The following is a 16,140-nucleotide window of genomic DNA, read 5'->3' as shown; positions in this document are numbered from 1 at the left end:
TAGCGGTCGATACTACAAAATCAACCGCCCGGCATCCCGCCGGGCGGTCTGAATTCTTCTGTCAGGTTCAGATTAAGAACCTTAGTACTTGTCCCCAAGATATTCCTGAACGGGACGGACTTCAAGTGCGCCGCGTTTCAGGTTGTCGATGGCGCGCAGGGTAGCGCGGGCACCGGCGACAGTGGTGTAGTACGGGATGTCATCGGTAAGCGCAGTACGGCGGATCGAGAAACTGTCGACCACGGCCTGCTTGCTTTCGGTGGTGTTGAACACCAGCTTGATATCGCCGTTCTTCATCATGTCCACGATATGGGGACGTCCTTCCTGTACCTTATTGACCGGGGTGACGTCTAGCCCTTCTTTTTCAAGAGCTTCTGCCGTGCCATGGGTCGCAACGATGCCAAAGCCAAGCGCAATGGCGTCGCGCGCCAGTTGAACAGCGGCCGGTTTGTCATAGTTTTTCACCGAGATGAAAATCTTGCCTTCCAGCGGCAGGGTATGGCCAGCAGCCATCTGTGCCTTGGCAAACGCACGACCGAAATCGGTGTCCAAACCCATGACTTCACCGGTCGAACGCATTTCCGGGCCAAGCAAGGTATCAACGCCCGGGAAGCGGTTGAACGGAAGGACCGCTTCCTTGACTGCGATATGCTTGAACGGACCATGATCAATTTCAAAGTCGCCGAGCTTTTCGCCGGCCATGATACGCGCGCCGATCTTGGCAATCGGGTTGCCGGTTGCCTTGGCAACGAACGGCACCGTACGCGAGGCACGCGGGTTCACTTCGATCAGATAGATGATGTCATCCTTGATCGCGAACTGAACGTTCATCAGGCCAATAACGTCAAGCGCCTTGGCAAGCTGAACTGTCTGTTCCTTAAGGCGTTCGATCATCGTTTCATCAAGCGAGTAGGGCGGTAGCGAGCAGGCCGAATCCCCGGAATGGATACCGGCTTCTTCGATATGCTGCATGATGCCGGCGACAAAGACGTTCTCGCCATCAGATACGGCGTCGGCATCAATCTCGATCGCGTCTTGCAGGAAGCTATCGATCAGAACCGGGCTTTTGCCTGATACCTGAACCGCTTCGTGCATGTAGCGCAGAAGGTCTTCGGTGGTGTGAACGATTTCCATCGCGCGGCCACCCAGAACGTAGCTTGGGCGGATGACGATCGGGTATCCGATGCTCTCGGCGATTTTGACGGCCTCGTCGACGGAACGGGCAATGCCGTTTGCCGGCTGACGCAGGCCAAGCTTGTTGATCAGGGCCTGGAACCGGTCGCGGTCTTCGGCAAGATCGATGCTGTCCGGGCTGGTGCCGAGGATCGGAACGCCAGCCTTTTCAAGGGCCGCAGAAAGTTTCAGCGGGGTCTGGCCGCCATACTGAACAATTACACCCAGCAGTTCGCCGTTGCTTTGTTCAAGCTGGCAAAGCTCGATCACGTCTTCGGCGGTCAGCGGTTCGAAATACAGACGATCCGAGGTGTCATAGTCGGTTGAAACCGTTTCCGGGTTGCAGTTGACCATGATGGCTTCGATGCCGGCTTCGCGCAGCGCATAGGCCGCGTGAACACAGCAGTAATCGAACTCGATGCCCTGACCGATACGGTTCGGGCCGCCACCAAGAATGATGACTTTCTTGCGGTCGGTGACTTCTGCCTCGTTTTCCGGCTCAACGAAACCATCGCCTTCATACATGGAATACATGTACGAGGTGCGCGACGGGAATTCGGCGGCACAGGTATCAATGCGCTTGTAAACCGGGCGCAGGCCAAGGGCGTGACGATCCGCACGAACGGCGTCTTCGTCCTTGCCAGCCAGTTCGGCAAGACGTGCGTCCGAGAAACCGAGCTTTTTGAGGCGCAGCAATTCCTGCTTGTCGGTCGGAATGCCGTTTGCGCGAACTTTTTCTTCCTCGGCGACCAGCATTTCGATCTGCTTGAGGTACCAGGGGTCAAATTTGGTCGCACCCTGAATTTCCTTAAGCGTCAGGCCATGACGGAAGGCCTGGGCCGCATACAGGATACGGAACGGGATCGGCTGGGTCAGCTTGGCGCGGATGGCGGCCTTGTCCGGCGCACCTTCGATTTTGACTTCGTTCAGGCCGGTAAGCCCGGTCTCCATCGACCGCAGACCTTTCTGCAGGCTCTCGGCAAAGCAGCCACCGATGGACATCGCTTCGCCGACCGACTTCATCGCAGTCCCCAAAAGCGGCTTGGCACCCGGGAATTTTTCAAAGGTGAAGCGCGGGATCTTGGTGACGACATAGTCGATGGTCGGCTCGAACGAGGCCGGGGTGACGCCGGTGATGTCGTTATCGAGCTCATCCAGAGTATACCCAACCGCAAGCTTGGCTGCGATCTTGGCAATCGGGAAGCCGGTTGCCTTGGATGCCAGGGCGGAAGAACGCGAAACGCGCGGGTTCATTTCAATCACGATCAGGCGACCGTCATCCGGGTTAACCGCGAACTGAACGTTCGAGCCGCCGGTATCAACACCAATCTCGCGCAGAACCGCCAGCGAGGCGTCGCGCATGATCTGGTATTCTTTGTCGGTCAGGGTGAGCGCCGGGGCGACAGTGATTGAGTCGCCGGTATGGATGCCCATCGGATCGACGTTTTCGATCGAGCAGATGATGATGCAGTTATCCGCATTGTCGCGGACCACTTCCATTTCATACTCTTTCCAGCCGAGAATGGATTCTTCGATCAGCACTTCGTGGGTCGGCGAAATCGCCAGACCATTGCGCACGATCTGTTCGAACTCTTCGCGGTTATAGGCAATGCCGCCGCCTTCGCCGCCAAGGGTGAAGCTTGGGCGGATGATTGCCGGAAGGCCGGTGACTTCGAGTGCCTTGACCGCATCTTCAAAGGTGCGAACCATGGCTGAGCGCGCGCTTTCAAGGCCGATCTTGTCCATGGCTTCGCGGAACAGCTGGCGGTCTTCGGCCTTTTCGATGACGTGCTTTTTCGCACCGATCATCTCGACACCGTATTTTTCCAGCGTGCCGTCGTTAAACAGGGCGAGTGCGGTGTTCAACGCCGTCTGACCACCCATGGTCGGCAGGATCGCGTCCGGACGTTCCTTTTCGATGATCTTGGCGACCATGGCCGGTTTGATCGGCTCAATATAGGTGGCATCGGCCAGGTTCGGGTCGGTCATGATGGTCGCCGGGTTCGAGTTGACCAGAATGACGCGGTAACCTTCTTCCTTAAGGGCCTTGCAGGCCTGGGCACCGGAATAGTCAAACTCGCAAGCCTGGCCAATAACAATCGGGCCGGCACCGATGATGAGGATTGATTTGATATCTGTACGTTTCGGCATGTCGTTTTCCGCTTTTCGCAAGGGCAGGCGCTATGGCTGCACCGCCTCGTTTAAGTCCGTTAATCGCGTAATCTCGGGCGTATCCTGATCCGGGGATCAGGCTTTGGCGTCCTCGATCAGACCAACGAAACGTTTGAACAGGTAGTGGCTGTCATGCGGCCCCGGCGATGCTTCGGGGTGATACTGAACAGCGAAGACCGGCTTGTCTTTCAGGCGCAGACCGGCAAGGGAGCCATCAAACAGCGAGAAGTGCGTTGCTTCGACGTTTGCCGGCAGGCTGTCCTTGTCGACGACAAAGCCATGGTTTTGGGATGTGATTTCAACAACACCCGTGGTCGTGTCCTTGACCGGGTGGTTCGCACCACGATGGCCGACATCCATTTTCATGGTTTTCGCACCCAGGGCGAGCGCCATCATCTGATGACCCAGGCAGATGCCAAATACCGGCTTGCCGCTATCGATCAGGGTTTTGATGGTCGGAACCGCATATTCGCCGGTGGCCGCCGGATCGCCCGGGCCGTTGGACAGGAAAATCCCATCCGGGTTCATCGCAAGGATTTCATCGGCCGAGGTGGTGGCCGGAACAACCGAGACCTTGCAATCAAGGCTTGCCAGGTTGCGCAGGATGTTGCGCTTTACGCCGTAATCGATGGCAACGACGTGGTGCTTGGCATTGCCAACCTTGCCGTATCCGCCTTCGCGGGTCCAAAGCGCTTCGTCCCAGTCGTAACCGGTGGTGCAGCTGTTGTCCTTGGCAAGGTCCATGCCTTCGAGGCCCGGCCAGTCATTGGCCTTGGCGATCAGGGCTTCGATATCAAAACTGCCATCTTCGCTGTGGCAGATCACACCGTTTGGCGCGCCTTCGGTCCGGATGCGTTTGGTCAGGCGGCGGGTATCCACACCGGCGATCCCGATCCGGCCATGTTCAGCCAGCCAGTCGTTGAAATGTTTCTGGGCGCGGTAGTTTGACGGCTCGGTAATGTCCTGGCGCAGGATGCAGCCAAGGGCGACCGGTTTGGCGTTTTCGATATCTTCGTCGTTGGTGCCGACATTGCCGATATGGGGGAAGGTAAAGGTGATCATCTGACCGGCATAGGAAGGGTCGGTCATGATTTCCTGATAGCCCGTGATCGACGTGTTGAAGCAGACTTCACCAACGACCTCTCCTCGGGCCCCGACGCCGCGTCCCCAAAAAACTGAACCATCTGCGAGAACCAGAACGGCAGAAGCACCAGGGGGCGGGGTGTGCGTGGGCGCTGACATTGGCAAATGTCCTTTCGATCTTTCCACGGTGAAACACGGATTCTTTTTATATATAATAATTCTGCGCAGGCCGACAAAAACGGCTGCTGTTAACCTGCATACCGGCCATGCAGACGTGCCAAGTGGTTTCCAGCAAGGTATGCCGACAGCGCAAAAGCGTCAGCAAGGGGTTGCGGAAAGCGGGGCAAAGCGTGATCCCGGCAGGCAAATTGGCGGATGTCTACGGGAGTCGCCATGGCATGTCAAGGACGCATCTAAACTTTTATTTTTGCAATAATATCAATAACTTATGCGTTAACGTTTTCTTTGCGTCAAATGCCGTTTTGCGGTATGTTCGCTCCTTTCTTCCACAGAATCAGAGATGAGCCATGCTGCGATCGCAGCTTAACGACGCTTTGAAAAAGGCCGTCCTTGCCAAGGATGCCTGCTCCGTAACCACCGTGCGCCTTATTCTGGCGGCACTGAAAGAACGCGATATCGCCGCACGGAGCGACGGCAACACCGATGGCATTTCAGATGATGAAATCATCAATCTGCTTCAGGCGATGGTAAAACAGCGCCGCGAAAGCATTGAAATGTACACCAAGGGCAATCGCCCGGAACTGGCCGAACAGGAAGCCTCCGAGATCGAGGTCATCGAAAAGTTCCTGCCGGCCCAGCTGTCCGATGAAGAAATCGAAGACGCCGTGCGTGGCACTGTTTCGGAAATCGGTGCGACCTGCCTTAAGGATATGGGCCGCACCATGGCAGCCCTTCGTGAAAAATATAGCGGCACGATGGATTTCGGCAAAGCCGGTGGTGTCGCCAAAAAACTGTTGGGTTAATCGCAACAGGACTATGTCATTTGAAAGCCGGGCGTGTAAAATCGTCCGGCTTTCGTCGTCCCGGGACCGGACAATAATCACATCAATCAGGTCGACCGGGGCAGGGACCAATCAACAGAGTTGCAGCACACTGCTGTGACATTACGGGAACGGGGCACACATGAGCTTTCCCCAGTCGTTTCTAGACGACCTGCGGGCGCGGGTGGGACTGGCGGATGTCGTCGGTACATCGGTGAAGCTGATCAAACGCGGCCGGGAATATTCCGGGCTGTGCCCGTTCCATTCTGAAAAATCCCCGTCCTTTACGGTCAATGAGCAAAAGGGTTTCTATCACTGCTTTGGTTGCGGTGCGCATGGCGATGTCATCAGCTTTGTGATGAATACCCGTGGCCTGACCTTTATCGAGGCGGTCGAGGTGCTGGCCAATCAGGTCGGCATGGAAGTTCCCAAACAATCCCGCGAAGCCCAGGAACGCGAACAGAAGGCCAAAACCCTTTACGAGGTCATGGAGGCAGCCTGTGCGTTTTTCGAACGCATGTTGCGCATGCCAGAAGGCAAGGAAGGGCTGGATTACTTCCATCAACGCGGACTGGATGACAAAACGATATCCGAATTCCGGCTGGGCTATGCCCCGGACAGTCGCGGCGCGCTGAAGGCAGCGCTCAAGCGCGAAGATATTGACGAAAAACTGATGATCGAGGCCGGGCTTCTGATCGAGCCCGAAGATGGCAACCGGCAAAGCTATGACCGCTTTCGGGGGCGGGTCATGTTCCCGATCCTGGATCGGCGCGGACGGGTGGTGGCCTTTGGCGGGCGCGTTATGGGTGATGGCAAGCCGAAATACCTCAACAGCCCGGATACGCCACTGTTTCACAAGGGGCGGTTGTTATATGGTTTGCCGCAGGCCCGAGAAGCATCGCAACAGGATGCGCCGATCATTGTTACCGAAGGCTATATGGATGTGATTGCCCTGCACCGTGCGGGCTTTCGCGGGGCGGTGGCGCCACTTGGCACCGCGGTGACCGAAGAACAGATTGGCGAACTTTGGAAAATGACCAACGAGCCGATCCTGTGTCTGGATGGCGATGTTGCCGGTAAGCGCGCAGCGGTGCGCGCGGCAGAACGCGCACTGCCAATTTTGCGCCCGGGCAAGTCATTGCTGTTTTCGATCCTGCCTGAGGGCGAAGACCCAGACAGCCTGATGGCAGCCCCGGATGGCTTTAACAGTTTTCGCAAAATCATCGAACATGCCGTGCCGTTGGCCGAACTTGTCTGGCGCATGGATGCGGGCACGCACAAGATTGATACCCCGGAACGTCGTGCAGCCCTTGAGGCGACGATAAATCAACGCATTTCCGTGATCGCGGATGAAGCGGTGCGGTCGCAATACAATTCGTTTTTCCGCGATCGTATCTGGAAGCTGTTCAAGGGCGATCGGGGCGGAAAGCCCGCAAACCGGTCAGGAAATTCGGGCAATTTCCAAAATAAAAAATCCGGATGGGGTGGCAAACGCGGAAAAAATGACCATTTCTGGGGTCCGGCCGGTAAAGCGGTTCCGGGCATGTCGCGACCGCCCATGCAAAAGAAGCGTGACCTGCAAGACTCCATTCTTTTGCTGACATTGATCAACCATCCTGCGTTGCATGATGAGATTGGTGAACAGCTGGGAATCTATAGTTGTGCGGACTCCGCGCTTGACAATCTTCGTCGGGCCGTCTTAAAGCTGCTTGACGATGATCCTGGACTTGATTGCGAAACGATCAAGGCCCAATTGGAGCGCGACGGGCTGTCAGAGACAGTTTTGCGGGTGGTTAGTGCCGATGTTATTGCGCACGCCGCTTTCGCCAAGCCCGAAACGCCGCTCGAACGGGCCCTGACGGGTTGGAAACAGGTTTTTTCCATGGCTGTAAGCTCCCTGGAGGACGAAGAGGCAAAATACGCCGTCCGACAGTTGGCAGCAGATACCAGCGAGGAGGAATGGGAAAGATTTTCTCACAGACGAGAGGATCTGGCCCGACGCCGGGAGAAAGTGTTTAAGCTCGACGACTGATCATTGATCACGTGTGTGGTCTGGATCAGCGATCGGGCTATTTGTGATTTGCGCTGAAAGACACGGCGCTTGGGACAACAACGGTACGAACGTACCCAGCGGGAAACGGGGAATAGATGTCGTCTAAGACTTCGAACGCTGAAGAGAAAAAGAACTCTTCTGAAAACGCAGACGGACCTCTTCTCGATACATATAAGTCGGCCATAAAAAAGCTCATTGCCAAGGGCAAGGAGAAAGGCCACATCTCGGTCGATGAGTTGAACGCGGCCCTGCCATCCGAGCATTTCTCCTCGGAGCAGATCGAAGACGTGATGAGCAATCTCAACGAGATGGGCATCAATGTCATCGATGGCGATGAAGCCGACGACAATGACGACAACGACGATTCCGATGCTGATCCGCGTGGCAACATCTCCGAAGATGATGTTGGCCGGACCGATGATCCGGTGCGCATGTATCTGCGCGAAATGGGCAGTGTCGAACTGCTGTCGCGCGAAGGCGAAATCGCCATTGCCAAACGTATCGAAGCCGGTCGCGACATGATGATTGGCGGGATTTGTGAGAGCCCGCTGACCATTCGTGCGATTGTGAACTGGCATGACCAGCTTCAGGCTGGCGAACTTTTGCTCCGTGACGTCATTGACCTTGAAACCACCTATGGCGGTGGCCCGGAAGCGGAAATCGCCGCGGCCGAAGGTGAAGACGAAGAAGATACCGACGTCGATGCAGAGGCAGATGTCGAAAGCTTCGAGTCGGCCAATGACGACGATGACGAAGAAGCCGAGACCGAAACCCCGGCCGGCCTCACCGATGAGGCCGAAGAAGACGAGGACGAAGAGGACGACGAGTCTGAAAAGTCCGAGGATGAAGAGGGTGAGGCTACTGGCGACGGCGACGATGATGACGACGATGACGAGAACGAGCAGGTCAACGTTTCGCTTTCCAAAATGGAAGAGGAACTGACCGAGCAGGTTCTCGAGAAGTTCGAACTGATCGCCAAGACCTATGAGAAATTGCACAAGGCGCAGGAACAGCGTCTGGTGGCAATGAACAAGGGCGAGGCCGTTCCGGCCGCAACTGAAAAGCGCTATAACAAGCTCAAGAACGAGATGGTTGACCTGATGGAAGATGTTCACCTGAACAACTTCCGCATTGAGGAACTTCTTGATCACCTGACCGGTTTGAACAACCGTCTGCTCGGCCTTGAAGGCAAGCTTCTGCGCTTTGCGGATCGTTGCAAGATCAAACGCCCCGATTTCATCAAACAGTATCAGGGTCATGAACTTGACCCGAACTGGATGGAACGTGTTGGCGGCTTGCCGGGCAAGGGCTGGAAAACCTTTGTTGAACGCTATTCCGAAGAAATCGCCAATCTGCGCGAAGGCATCGGCGGTGTTTCGGCCGAGGTCGGTTTGCCGGTTGGTGAATTCCGCCGCGTTTACGGCGTGGTCAACAAGGGCGAACGCGAAGCCGGTCGTGCGAAAAAGGAAATGATCGAGGCCAACCTGCGTCTCGTGATCTCGATCGCCAAGAAATACACCAACCGTGGTCTTCAGTTCCTTGACCTGATTCAGGAAGGCAATATTGGCCTGATGAAGGCGGTGGATAAATTCGAATACCGCCGTGGGTACAAGTTCTCGACCTATGCGACCTGGTGGATCCGCCAGGCGATCACACGTTCGATCGCTGATCAGGCGCGCACCATCCGTATTCCGGTTCACATGATAGAGACCATCAACAAGCTGGTCCGTACCTCGCGCCAGATGTTGCATGAAATCGGCCGTGAACCAACCCCGGAAGAGCTGGCAGAAAAACTGCAGATGCCGCTTGAGAAGGTCCGCAAGGTTTTGAAAATCGCCAAGGAGCCGATTTCTCTCGAAACCCCGATCGGGGACGAGGAAGACAGCCATCTCGGCGATTTCATCGAAGACAAGAACGCCGTTCAGCCGCTTGATGCTGCGATCCAGGCCAACCTGCGTGAAACTACCACGCGCGTTCTGGCATCGCTCACCCCGCGTGAAGAACGTGTTTTGCGTATGCGTTTCGGGATTGGCATGAACACCGACCACACCCTCGAAGAGGTTGGTCAGCAGTTCTCCGTGACCCGCGAACGTATCCGTCAGATCGAAGCAAAAGCGCTGCGCAAGCTCAAGCATCCGTCGCGCTCGCGCAAACTGCGTTCGTTCCTCGATTATTAAGAAATTACGCGACGTTCGGGCTTGACCTTGGCCGGAAAATCGCTAGTTTTCGGGACCGCACCGGACCACCGGTGCGGTCTTTTCTTTACCCGGACTTTTGTCTTGGGGGCCCGTAGCTCAATTGGTTAGAGCCGACCGCTCATAACGGTCTGGTTGGGGGTTCAAGTCCCTCCGGGCCTACCACTTTTGTCGGGTGACAAAGAAGTTGTCGTTTTTGACAAAAAAGATGTCGAAATTGACAAAGTAATTGTCGCAAAGAAGATTTGCAGCCAATTAACAGTTTGTCTTAGGTCGCAGTCAGACCTCTTCCTTCAAAAGTAAGTTTTGCAAAAATCAAAATATCGGCGTTTCTTCGCTGACCTATTTGCATTTTCGATCATTAATGATCTCTTCCATTGCCTTCGTGTGAGTGAATATTCTGCTCCGATCTAATGTTCATTCACGGAAAATGTTCTGCATTTTAAGTGAAGTGTCTCCATCGAGTCCCTACCTATTCCCTAACTTTTGAAAAATTTGATGCCGAATTAATTGGTAAATGCAAAATTTTTTTGTCCTCAAGATTGAAGTATCAGAGAGAACACTTTCGTTTTTTGTCGCGTTACATGCTGGATTTTGAATGGGAGGTTGATACATCGACTGCAATGTATCGGCCTCCTAAAAACGACAATAAAGACCCCAGATTTTCATTGCGTTCTTTTTCAAAACGCCAAAAGGCATTGTATCAGCGCCTCCCCAAGAAAATGTCCATTCGCGCATAAGAATGCTCATTGAACCGGATCTGAAATTTTCGGTTGGGCAGATTTCAGGTGTTTGGCAATAAGGGCGGGCCTTGACCTTTGAGTGATCAGTCGGAAACATTCTGTCCAACGAAAACAACTCATGAGGTCTAAAACGTAAAAACCGCCCCAGAATGTCTGAAGCGGTTGGATACGTCGCTGAAGCGAGAAGAATTGTGGTGATTCCTCCTTTAGCACGTTTCCCCAGGACAGGCAAGCATTGCGTGGAAAGCACGCCACAGGCGCGCTTTGCCTAAATTTAGCTTTAGGAGAGTACGATGAACGATCTTGCAAGGCGTGTTGTAACCCGCAGCAAAGGCCGTGTTGTTGGTCATTTCTATAGTCACAAGAATGCAAAACACCTTCAGTGGGAATCTCAACTCGAACGCGACTGCATGCGCGTTCTTGACGTTCTTCCTGATGTTGTGGGGTTCTCGGAGCAACCCTTCGCATTGCCTTATGACTTCAACGGTGTTGAGAAGACTTACTATCCTGACCTTTTAGTGACAAAGGCTGCTGCAGAGACTGTCATAGAGGTCAAACCTTACGCAAAAGCGATAATCCCGGAAGCTGTTGAGAGGTTCGGGCATATTGAATGTGCGCTGCATGAGCTTGGGTTTTCCTTCGAAGTGTGGACTGAAAAAGAAATTCGACGCGAACCTCGTTGGTCGAATGTAATCCTACTCATGGCTACGTGCCGACGACCGAGGGACATGCTGTCGTATGACGACCTTAAAGCAATGTTTTCCGGCGAAACCTCTCTAACAGTAGGTGAATTGTCATTAAGGCTAAGGTCCAGAGAAGCAAGAGGACAAGCGCTCTCTCTCGTTTCAGCGGGATTTCTGGGTGTCGATCTGGAAATGCCGATTAAGCAAGATAGTCAGGTTTGGCTTCTCGATCAGGGGGCTGGGCTATGACAAACATTTATCTCCCCATAAATACCAAGGTTCTGGTGAAGGGTTCTGAGTTCAAGGTTGTCTGTCATACAGCTGCAAACGAGTTGAACCTGGCGAACATTGAGACCGGCAAACCCCTTTTGATCAGCGTGTCAGAGTTTACGTCGATGATTGTGAACGGTGACGCCGAGATAGAACGCATGGGGCGCTCAAAGGGCGGGCACAGTCAAAGCTCAATTAAACGCAGTTTCGAAAGTTTTAGCGCTGAACACCAAGCAGAAGCTCGGCGGCGACTCAAATATGTAAAGGCAGTCGATGAAGGTATTGCTGGTCATGCACTAAGTTCAACAGTGAAAGATGTTTTGCGATTATTCAGCCATGAAAATGGCCCGCGACAGCCGAGTGTGAGAACCGTTGAGAGATGGTACCGGGCATGGAGTGATGGAGATCGAGATATTCGATCTTTGCTGCCTGCCGATTATCTAAAGGGACGTCGGATCAAAACCCTTGATGACAGGGTTGTGGAAATTCTCGATGAGGTGATTGAAGATTTTTATCTCATTCCAACTCCTCATCGAGTTAACCGTCTTTACCAAATTGTTCGTGACCGAATTCTCAAGGAGAATAAGGAAAAATCACCAGCTTCGAAGCTGTCGGTGCCGCATATTCGTAAAATCTATAGATACGTTCGGGCACTTGACCCCTACGAAGTAAAAGTGGCCCAGCATGGAAAGCGAGCGGCAAATGCGATATTTGATGCTACAGGGGCTGGAGTTACAGCGGCATACCCACTACAGATTGTTCAAGTTGACCATCACTTGGTTGACCTGCAACTGGTTGTGAATAGTGGAGCTATATTGGGGCGGCCTTGGCTGACGGTTGCGCTTGATCTTTACTCAAGAATGGTCGTGGGCTTCTATTTGAGCTTTGATGCTCCAAGCTACATCTCTGTGATGCGCTGTCTTAGGCATGCCATTCTTCCCAAAGAGGCCTTTCTAGACCAGATCATTCAGCAGCTAAAGCTGCATTCAGGAACTTCTCTACAAGCAAACTTTTTGTCTGATTGGTCTTGTTTTGGGCTTATCGACACTCTGGTGCTGGACAATGCTTTGGAGTTTCACTCCCAGCACTTGCTGGATAGCACAGCGCAGGTGGGTACTTCTGTTGAGTACAATCCTGCTTATCAACCTCATTACAAGGGATCTGTGGAGCGATGGTTCGGGACGCTGAATACAAAACTGATTCATACCTTGCCGGGGACAACATTTTCAAATCCAGCCAAGCGAGGAATATACCCGTCAGAGCAAGAAGCATGCTTAACAATTGAAGAGTTTGAATTTCTTCTCACAAAGTTCATCGTCGATGACTACTCGAATAGCCCTCATAAGCGATTGAATTGTACGCCTGCAGAGAAATGGAGTGAGGGTACACGTAAAAACCCTGTTCATTTCATCTCAAACCAACAAGATCTCAATGTCTTGTTGTTCAAGGTAGAGACTAGGACACTAGGTCGTCACGGGGTGACGATTGCTGGGCTACCTTACCAATCTGACGCTATTCAACTACTCCGACGTCACTTAATCGGAAACAGCTCTCTAGGGCTGAAAAACCCGAAGGTACGAGTGAAAGTGGATCCCGAGGATCTTTCGACAGTTTACGTTGAAGACAGGGAGAATAGGGTCTTTATTCCGGCAAGCTGTATCTATGAAACGTACTCTTTGCAGTTGTCTATGTGGCGACACAAGGTCATTCGTGATTCGATATCCGGAGAAGGTGTCAACCCTGATAAGGTGTCGGAGGAGGAGCTTCTTGACAGAAGACTCTCTGTGTTTGAGGCAGCGCAGAAATTGGTGTCGGATGCCCGGAAATCCAAAAGAAAACGCGCCTATCGATACAAAAATGAAGAACAGCGGGCCCTTGAGGCACATCAATCATCTAATCCGATAGGAATAGATGAGACGTCATCCTCCCAAGAAGAAGACGATTACCTAATTCCATTCAACTCGCCAGAGGAAATGGATGAGCAGTTAAGCCTGCGTGGTTGGCGTGCATCTAGTGCAAGTGATGTCTCGAAACCTCACGACAAGGGGGATGGCTATGGTGATGCGTAAGAGAGGTGTACTCAACGATGAACAAGCCAGAAGTCTTGCGGCGTTCAGAGATGTCAGGATTGTTCATGATGGGTTCCAAGATGCCTTGGCCCGCATTTCGAATTTTCATCTCGCCGGACGTTATTCCGACTCACCTGGTGTGATGAGTTTGATTGGATACACTGGTGCAGGAAAGACCTCTATAATCAAGGAATACTGTCGTACCCATAATAAGAAGGGAGAATTCAAAAAGGTCCTCTCTATCGTGGTCCCCGAGAACTGCACGGTAAAAAATCTCGCATCGCGGATACTTAGTGCTATTGGCGACCCTAGACCTACGCATGGTACGCGTGAAGATATGGAGAACAGGATCAAGTATTATTCAGATCGAACCCAGGTCGAACTGATTGTGTTTGATGAGTTTCAGCATATCTCCGTTCGTGGCAGTTCTTCGCGCCAATATGACGCGGCAGATTGGATCAAGACTCAGGTTGAGGTGCTAAAGAAACCTATCCTGTTTTCTGGTCTGCCTGAGGTGGAGAACATTTTTGTGGTTAACCCCCAGCTTGAAACCAGAAGAAAAGGAAAAATCCAGCTTTCTCCCTTTAGTCTGAAGTCAGAAGAAGGGCGTGAAGCGATTCATCTATTTTTCCATTCGATTAATCAGCGCCTACCTTTGCCTAAGCCAGACCGGTCCGCTTTGCTGGAAGCCAAGTCCATTAGGTTGCTCGTGAGTTCTTCGAACGGAGTCTTGGGTTACATGATGCGTGTAGTTCATCTTGCTGCTGAGCTCGCGATATTAGAGAGAAGGCAAACCCTGCTTTATGAGCATCTCACCCAAGCCCTTGAAGAATTACCAGAATCCCAAGTCTCTATAAAAAAGGGGATGATGCGACCCGTGGCGGTTCTGTCAGCAGCTTCTTATCGTCGTGCAACAAAGGTGAAAGGAGATGGCAACGACAGCGGGAGGTACAATGGCAGTCTCTAAAAAGTTGCTGTTTGGTACCGGTCCGGTGGCAAACGAAAGCCTTGTCAGTTACCTGATCAGGCTTGCAGAATTGAATTTATATACTCGAATGTCATGGATTGGCAGCTTGGTCGGGCTCGGGCTTGCAGATGGGTCTGTTAACAAGGTCCGGACAAATCTAGGCAAGTTAACTGAAGTGGTCGACGTTCAGGAAGAGCAACTGACGCCCCTGTTCCACTATTCCAGTCGTTATGGCAATCACTCCCACGTTTCTTTGCCAACAGGGGAAATAATTTCGCGTGATCATCTGTCTTGGCCTGCGAGCCGCATGTGTTTCTATTGTGCTGCAGAGAGCGGATATATCTCCCGCTTGTGGGATTTGAAGTGTGTCACGCATTGTCCAATTCACGGAACTTGCATAACCGAGGTCTGCCCGTCTTGTGGTGAGAGGGCCACATTAGATCGTGGATCTTTGTTGCCATGTATTCCCGGATGTCCGTTGAAGTTGGAGGAGCAAAAATGCGGAGTAGAGACGTTTGGTCTCATGAGGCTGCTTTCCAACAAATTCATGGGCACAAACTACTCCCTCTTGCGATACGGCTTTCCAAAAGAGTTGGTGAATGGAGATATTTCTATTGTATTGCAGTCGTTATCTTTGCTCCTCGAGGTTGTGACCTGCACTTCTATTGACGAAGGAAAAGGGATAAAGGAACTGCGACGGGATGACTTTGCTCAGGCCATAGATGAAGTGTCTGTCTTGCTATCGAAATGGCCGAAAAGAATGCCACATATTCTAAAGTTCTTGCCAAGCGAGAACGAAAATCAGAGTAGTGCAATTAGTCCAAGACAGGAATTTGGCTTCCTTTATCGAAGGGTGAGGGAAAATCAACAAAGTTTGCAATTTTTCTTCGATGCTCTTGTCCAGCACGTGAATGGGCCCGACAGTAACAAGGTGATAACAAAGCGCGGGTCTCCTTCAATGCTCGAAGGAGATGAGCGAAGGTTATATGTGCCGGCTAGAAGCGCTGGCGCTTTCCTCGGGATGGGGCGCGCCAAACTTAAGCACCTGTACAATTGGGGGCATATTCAAGGGAAATATGTTCAAACGGGCTACGGTAAGACCCTTTGGGTCAACCGTGAGAGCTTGGAGCAGTATGCAGAGTTACAGCGTCACTTAGTAAGGCCGAGAGAGCTGGCCTTAAGTTTGAACGTTTCTCGTCAGACGGTCAGGTCTCTACGAAAAGCCAACGTCTTACCGTGTGTCCATGGTTCGGAAAAGGATGGTTGGCACGTTTGTTGTTACGACAAACGGATTGTTAGTGAATGGTTGGAAGCGCTTAAGAAAAAGTGCGTTAAAACTAACACGGAACGTGGACTTCTCAGTTTAAAGGAAGCAGTTTTCAAATTTAACAAGCAGGGGTTAAGTTATGGAAAATTGCTGACGGCGATCGATGAAGGTGTTTTGACAATATATCTGCGCGAAACGCGTGGCGACTTCGGGTTGTCGGTATTTAGAGTCAGAGAGACCCAACTTGTTAAGTGGTATGGTCCTCCCGAGTCGGAAATGTAGAACGGTGATGGAAGCTGGGGTGCTGTGTTTGTTGTTGAGTATTCACCACAGCAGCCCAAATCAGACGAGTTAAATTTTGATTTGTCTAGCTTTGGGCGATCATTAGGCAGTTGGTAAGAAAACGATAAGCTGGAGAGCGCTACCGATAGTGATGGCCTCTATCTTGTCGTTTTGGCCATTGA

General features: G+C 52.4%; 9 protein-coding genes and 1 tRNA gene. 8 read left to right on the top strand and 2 right to left on the bottom strand.

Annotation, left to right across the window (positions count from 1 at the left end; all coding sequences use genetic code 11):
- Positions 1-81: 81 nt before the first annotated feature.
- Positions 82-3,324 carry a carbamoyl-phosphate synthase large subunit gene (gene carB, locus IT893_RS15310; RefSeq protein WP_197145777.1) on the bottom strand — a complete coding sequence of 1,081 codons (3,243 nt, stop codon included), beginning with the start codon at positions 3,322-3,324 and terminating at the stop codon, positions 82-84.
- A 96-nt stretch (positions 3,325-3,420) separates the two neighbouring features.
- A complete protein-coding gene (carA, locus tag IT893_RS15305) occupies positions 3,421-4,587 on the bottom strand; it encodes a glutamine-hydrolyzing carbamoyl-phosphate synthase small subunit (protein WP_064787337.1) in 1,167 nt (388 codons plus the stop codon).
- A gap of 368 nt (positions 4,588-4,955) precedes the next feature.
- Here carA and IT893_RS15300 point away from each other — a divergent pair, with 368 nt between their 5' ends.
- From IT893_RS15300 to IT893_RS15265, 8 genes are all read left to right on the top strand, one after another.
- Entirely contained in the window at positions 4,956-5,411 is a 456-nt protein-coding gene (locus IT893_RS15300) for a GatB/YqeY domain-containing protein (protein WP_008889523.1), read from the top strand.
- Between the two features lie 160 nt (positions 5,412-5,571).
- Positions 5,572-7,461 (top strand): DNA primase, encoded by a 1,890-nt coding sequence (dnaG, locus tag IT893_RS15295; RefSeq protein ID WP_197145767.1) that lies wholly within the window; start codon positions 5,572-5,574, stop codon positions 7,459-7,461.
- Between the two features lie 116 nt (positions 7,462-7,577).
- Positions 7,578-9,659, top strand: coding sequence for an RNA polymerase sigma factor RpoD (rpoD, locus tag IT893_RS15290; protein ID WP_197145765.1), 2,082 nt, complete (start codon positions 7,578-7,580; stop codon positions 9,657-9,659).
- A 106-nt stretch (positions 9,660-9,765) separates the two neighbouring features.
- Positions 9,766-9,842, top strand: a tRNA-Ile gene (locus IT893_RS15285).
- An 871-nt stretch (positions 9,843-10,713) separates the two neighbouring features.
- Complete coding sequence (locus IT893_RS15280) at positions 10,714-11,352, top strand: TnsA endonuclease N-terminal domain-containing protein (RefSeq protein ID WP_197145763.1); 639 nt, start codon at positions 10,714-10,716, stop codon at positions 11,350-11,352.
- Positions 11,349-13,442 (top strand): Mu transposase C-terminal domain-containing protein, encoded by a 2,094-nt coding sequence (locus tag IT893_RS15275; RefSeq protein WP_197145761.1) that lies wholly within the window; start codon positions 11,349-11,351, stop codon positions 13,440-13,442. Before IT893_RS15280 ends, IT893_RS15275 begins: the two co-directional genes overlap by 4 nt.
- Positions 13,429-14,409, top strand: coding sequence for a TniB family NTP-binding protein (locus IT893_RS15270; protein WP_197145759.1), 981 nt, complete (start codon positions 13,429-13,431; stop codon positions 14,407-14,409). The genes IT893_RS15275 and IT893_RS15270 overlap by 14 nt, the downstream gene beginning before the upstream one ends.
- The gene (locus IT893_RS15265) at positions 14,396-15,958 is read left to right on the top strand and encodes a TniQ family protein (RefSeq protein WP_197145757.1); all 1,563 of its coding nucleotides are present in this window, start codon (positions 14,396-14,398) and stop codon (positions 15,956-15,958) included. Before IT893_RS15270 ends, IT893_RS15265 begins: the two co-directional genes overlap by 14 nt.
- The last annotated feature ends 182 nt before the right edge of the window (positions 15,959-16,140 follow it).

The sequence above is a fragment of the Thalassospira sp. A40-3 genome, from assembly GCF_015871485.1.
In the GTDB taxonomy this organism is placed as follows: domain Bacteria; phylum Pseudomonadota; class Alphaproteobacteria; order Rhodospirillales; family Thalassospiraceae; genus Thalassospira; species Thalassospira tepidiphila.
This window is presented reverse-complemented; position numbering and strand designations above follow the sequence as displayed.

Coding starts and splice junctions, on each gene's coding strand:
- carB (WP_197145777.1), bottom strand. CDS start 3,324: ATGCCGAAACGTACAGATATCAAATCAATCCTCATCATCGGTGCCGGC.
- carA (WP_064787337.1), bottom strand. CDS start 4,587: ATGTCAGCGCCCACGCACACCCCGCCCCCTGGTGCTTCTGCCGTTCTG.
- IT893_RS15300 (WP_008889523.1), top strand. CDS start 4,956: ATGCTGCGATCGCAGCTTAACGACGCTTTGAAAAAGGCCGTCCTTGCC.
- dnaG (WP_197145767.1), top strand. CDS start 5,572: ATGAGCTTTCCCCAGTCGTTTCTAGACGACCTGCGGGCGCGGGTGGGA.
- rpoD (WP_197145765.1), top strand. CDS start 7,578: ATGTCGTCTAAGACTTCGAACGCTGAAGAGAAAAAGAACTCTTCTGAA.
- IT893_RS15280 (WP_197145763.1), top strand. CDS start 10,714: ATGAACGATCTTGCAAGGCGTGTTGTAACCCGCAGCAAAGGCCGTGTT.
- IT893_RS15275 (WP_197145761.1), top strand. CDS start 11,349: ATGACAAACATTTATCTCCCCATAAATACCAAGGTTCTGGTGAAGGGT.
- IT893_RS15270 (WP_197145759.1), top strand. CDS start 13,429: ATGGTGATGCGTAAGAGAGGTGTACTCAACGATGAACAAGCCAGAAGT.
- IT893_RS15265 (WP_197145757.1), top strand. CDS start 14,396: ATGGCAGTCTCTAAAAAGTTGCTGTTTGGTACCGGTCCGGTGGCAAAC.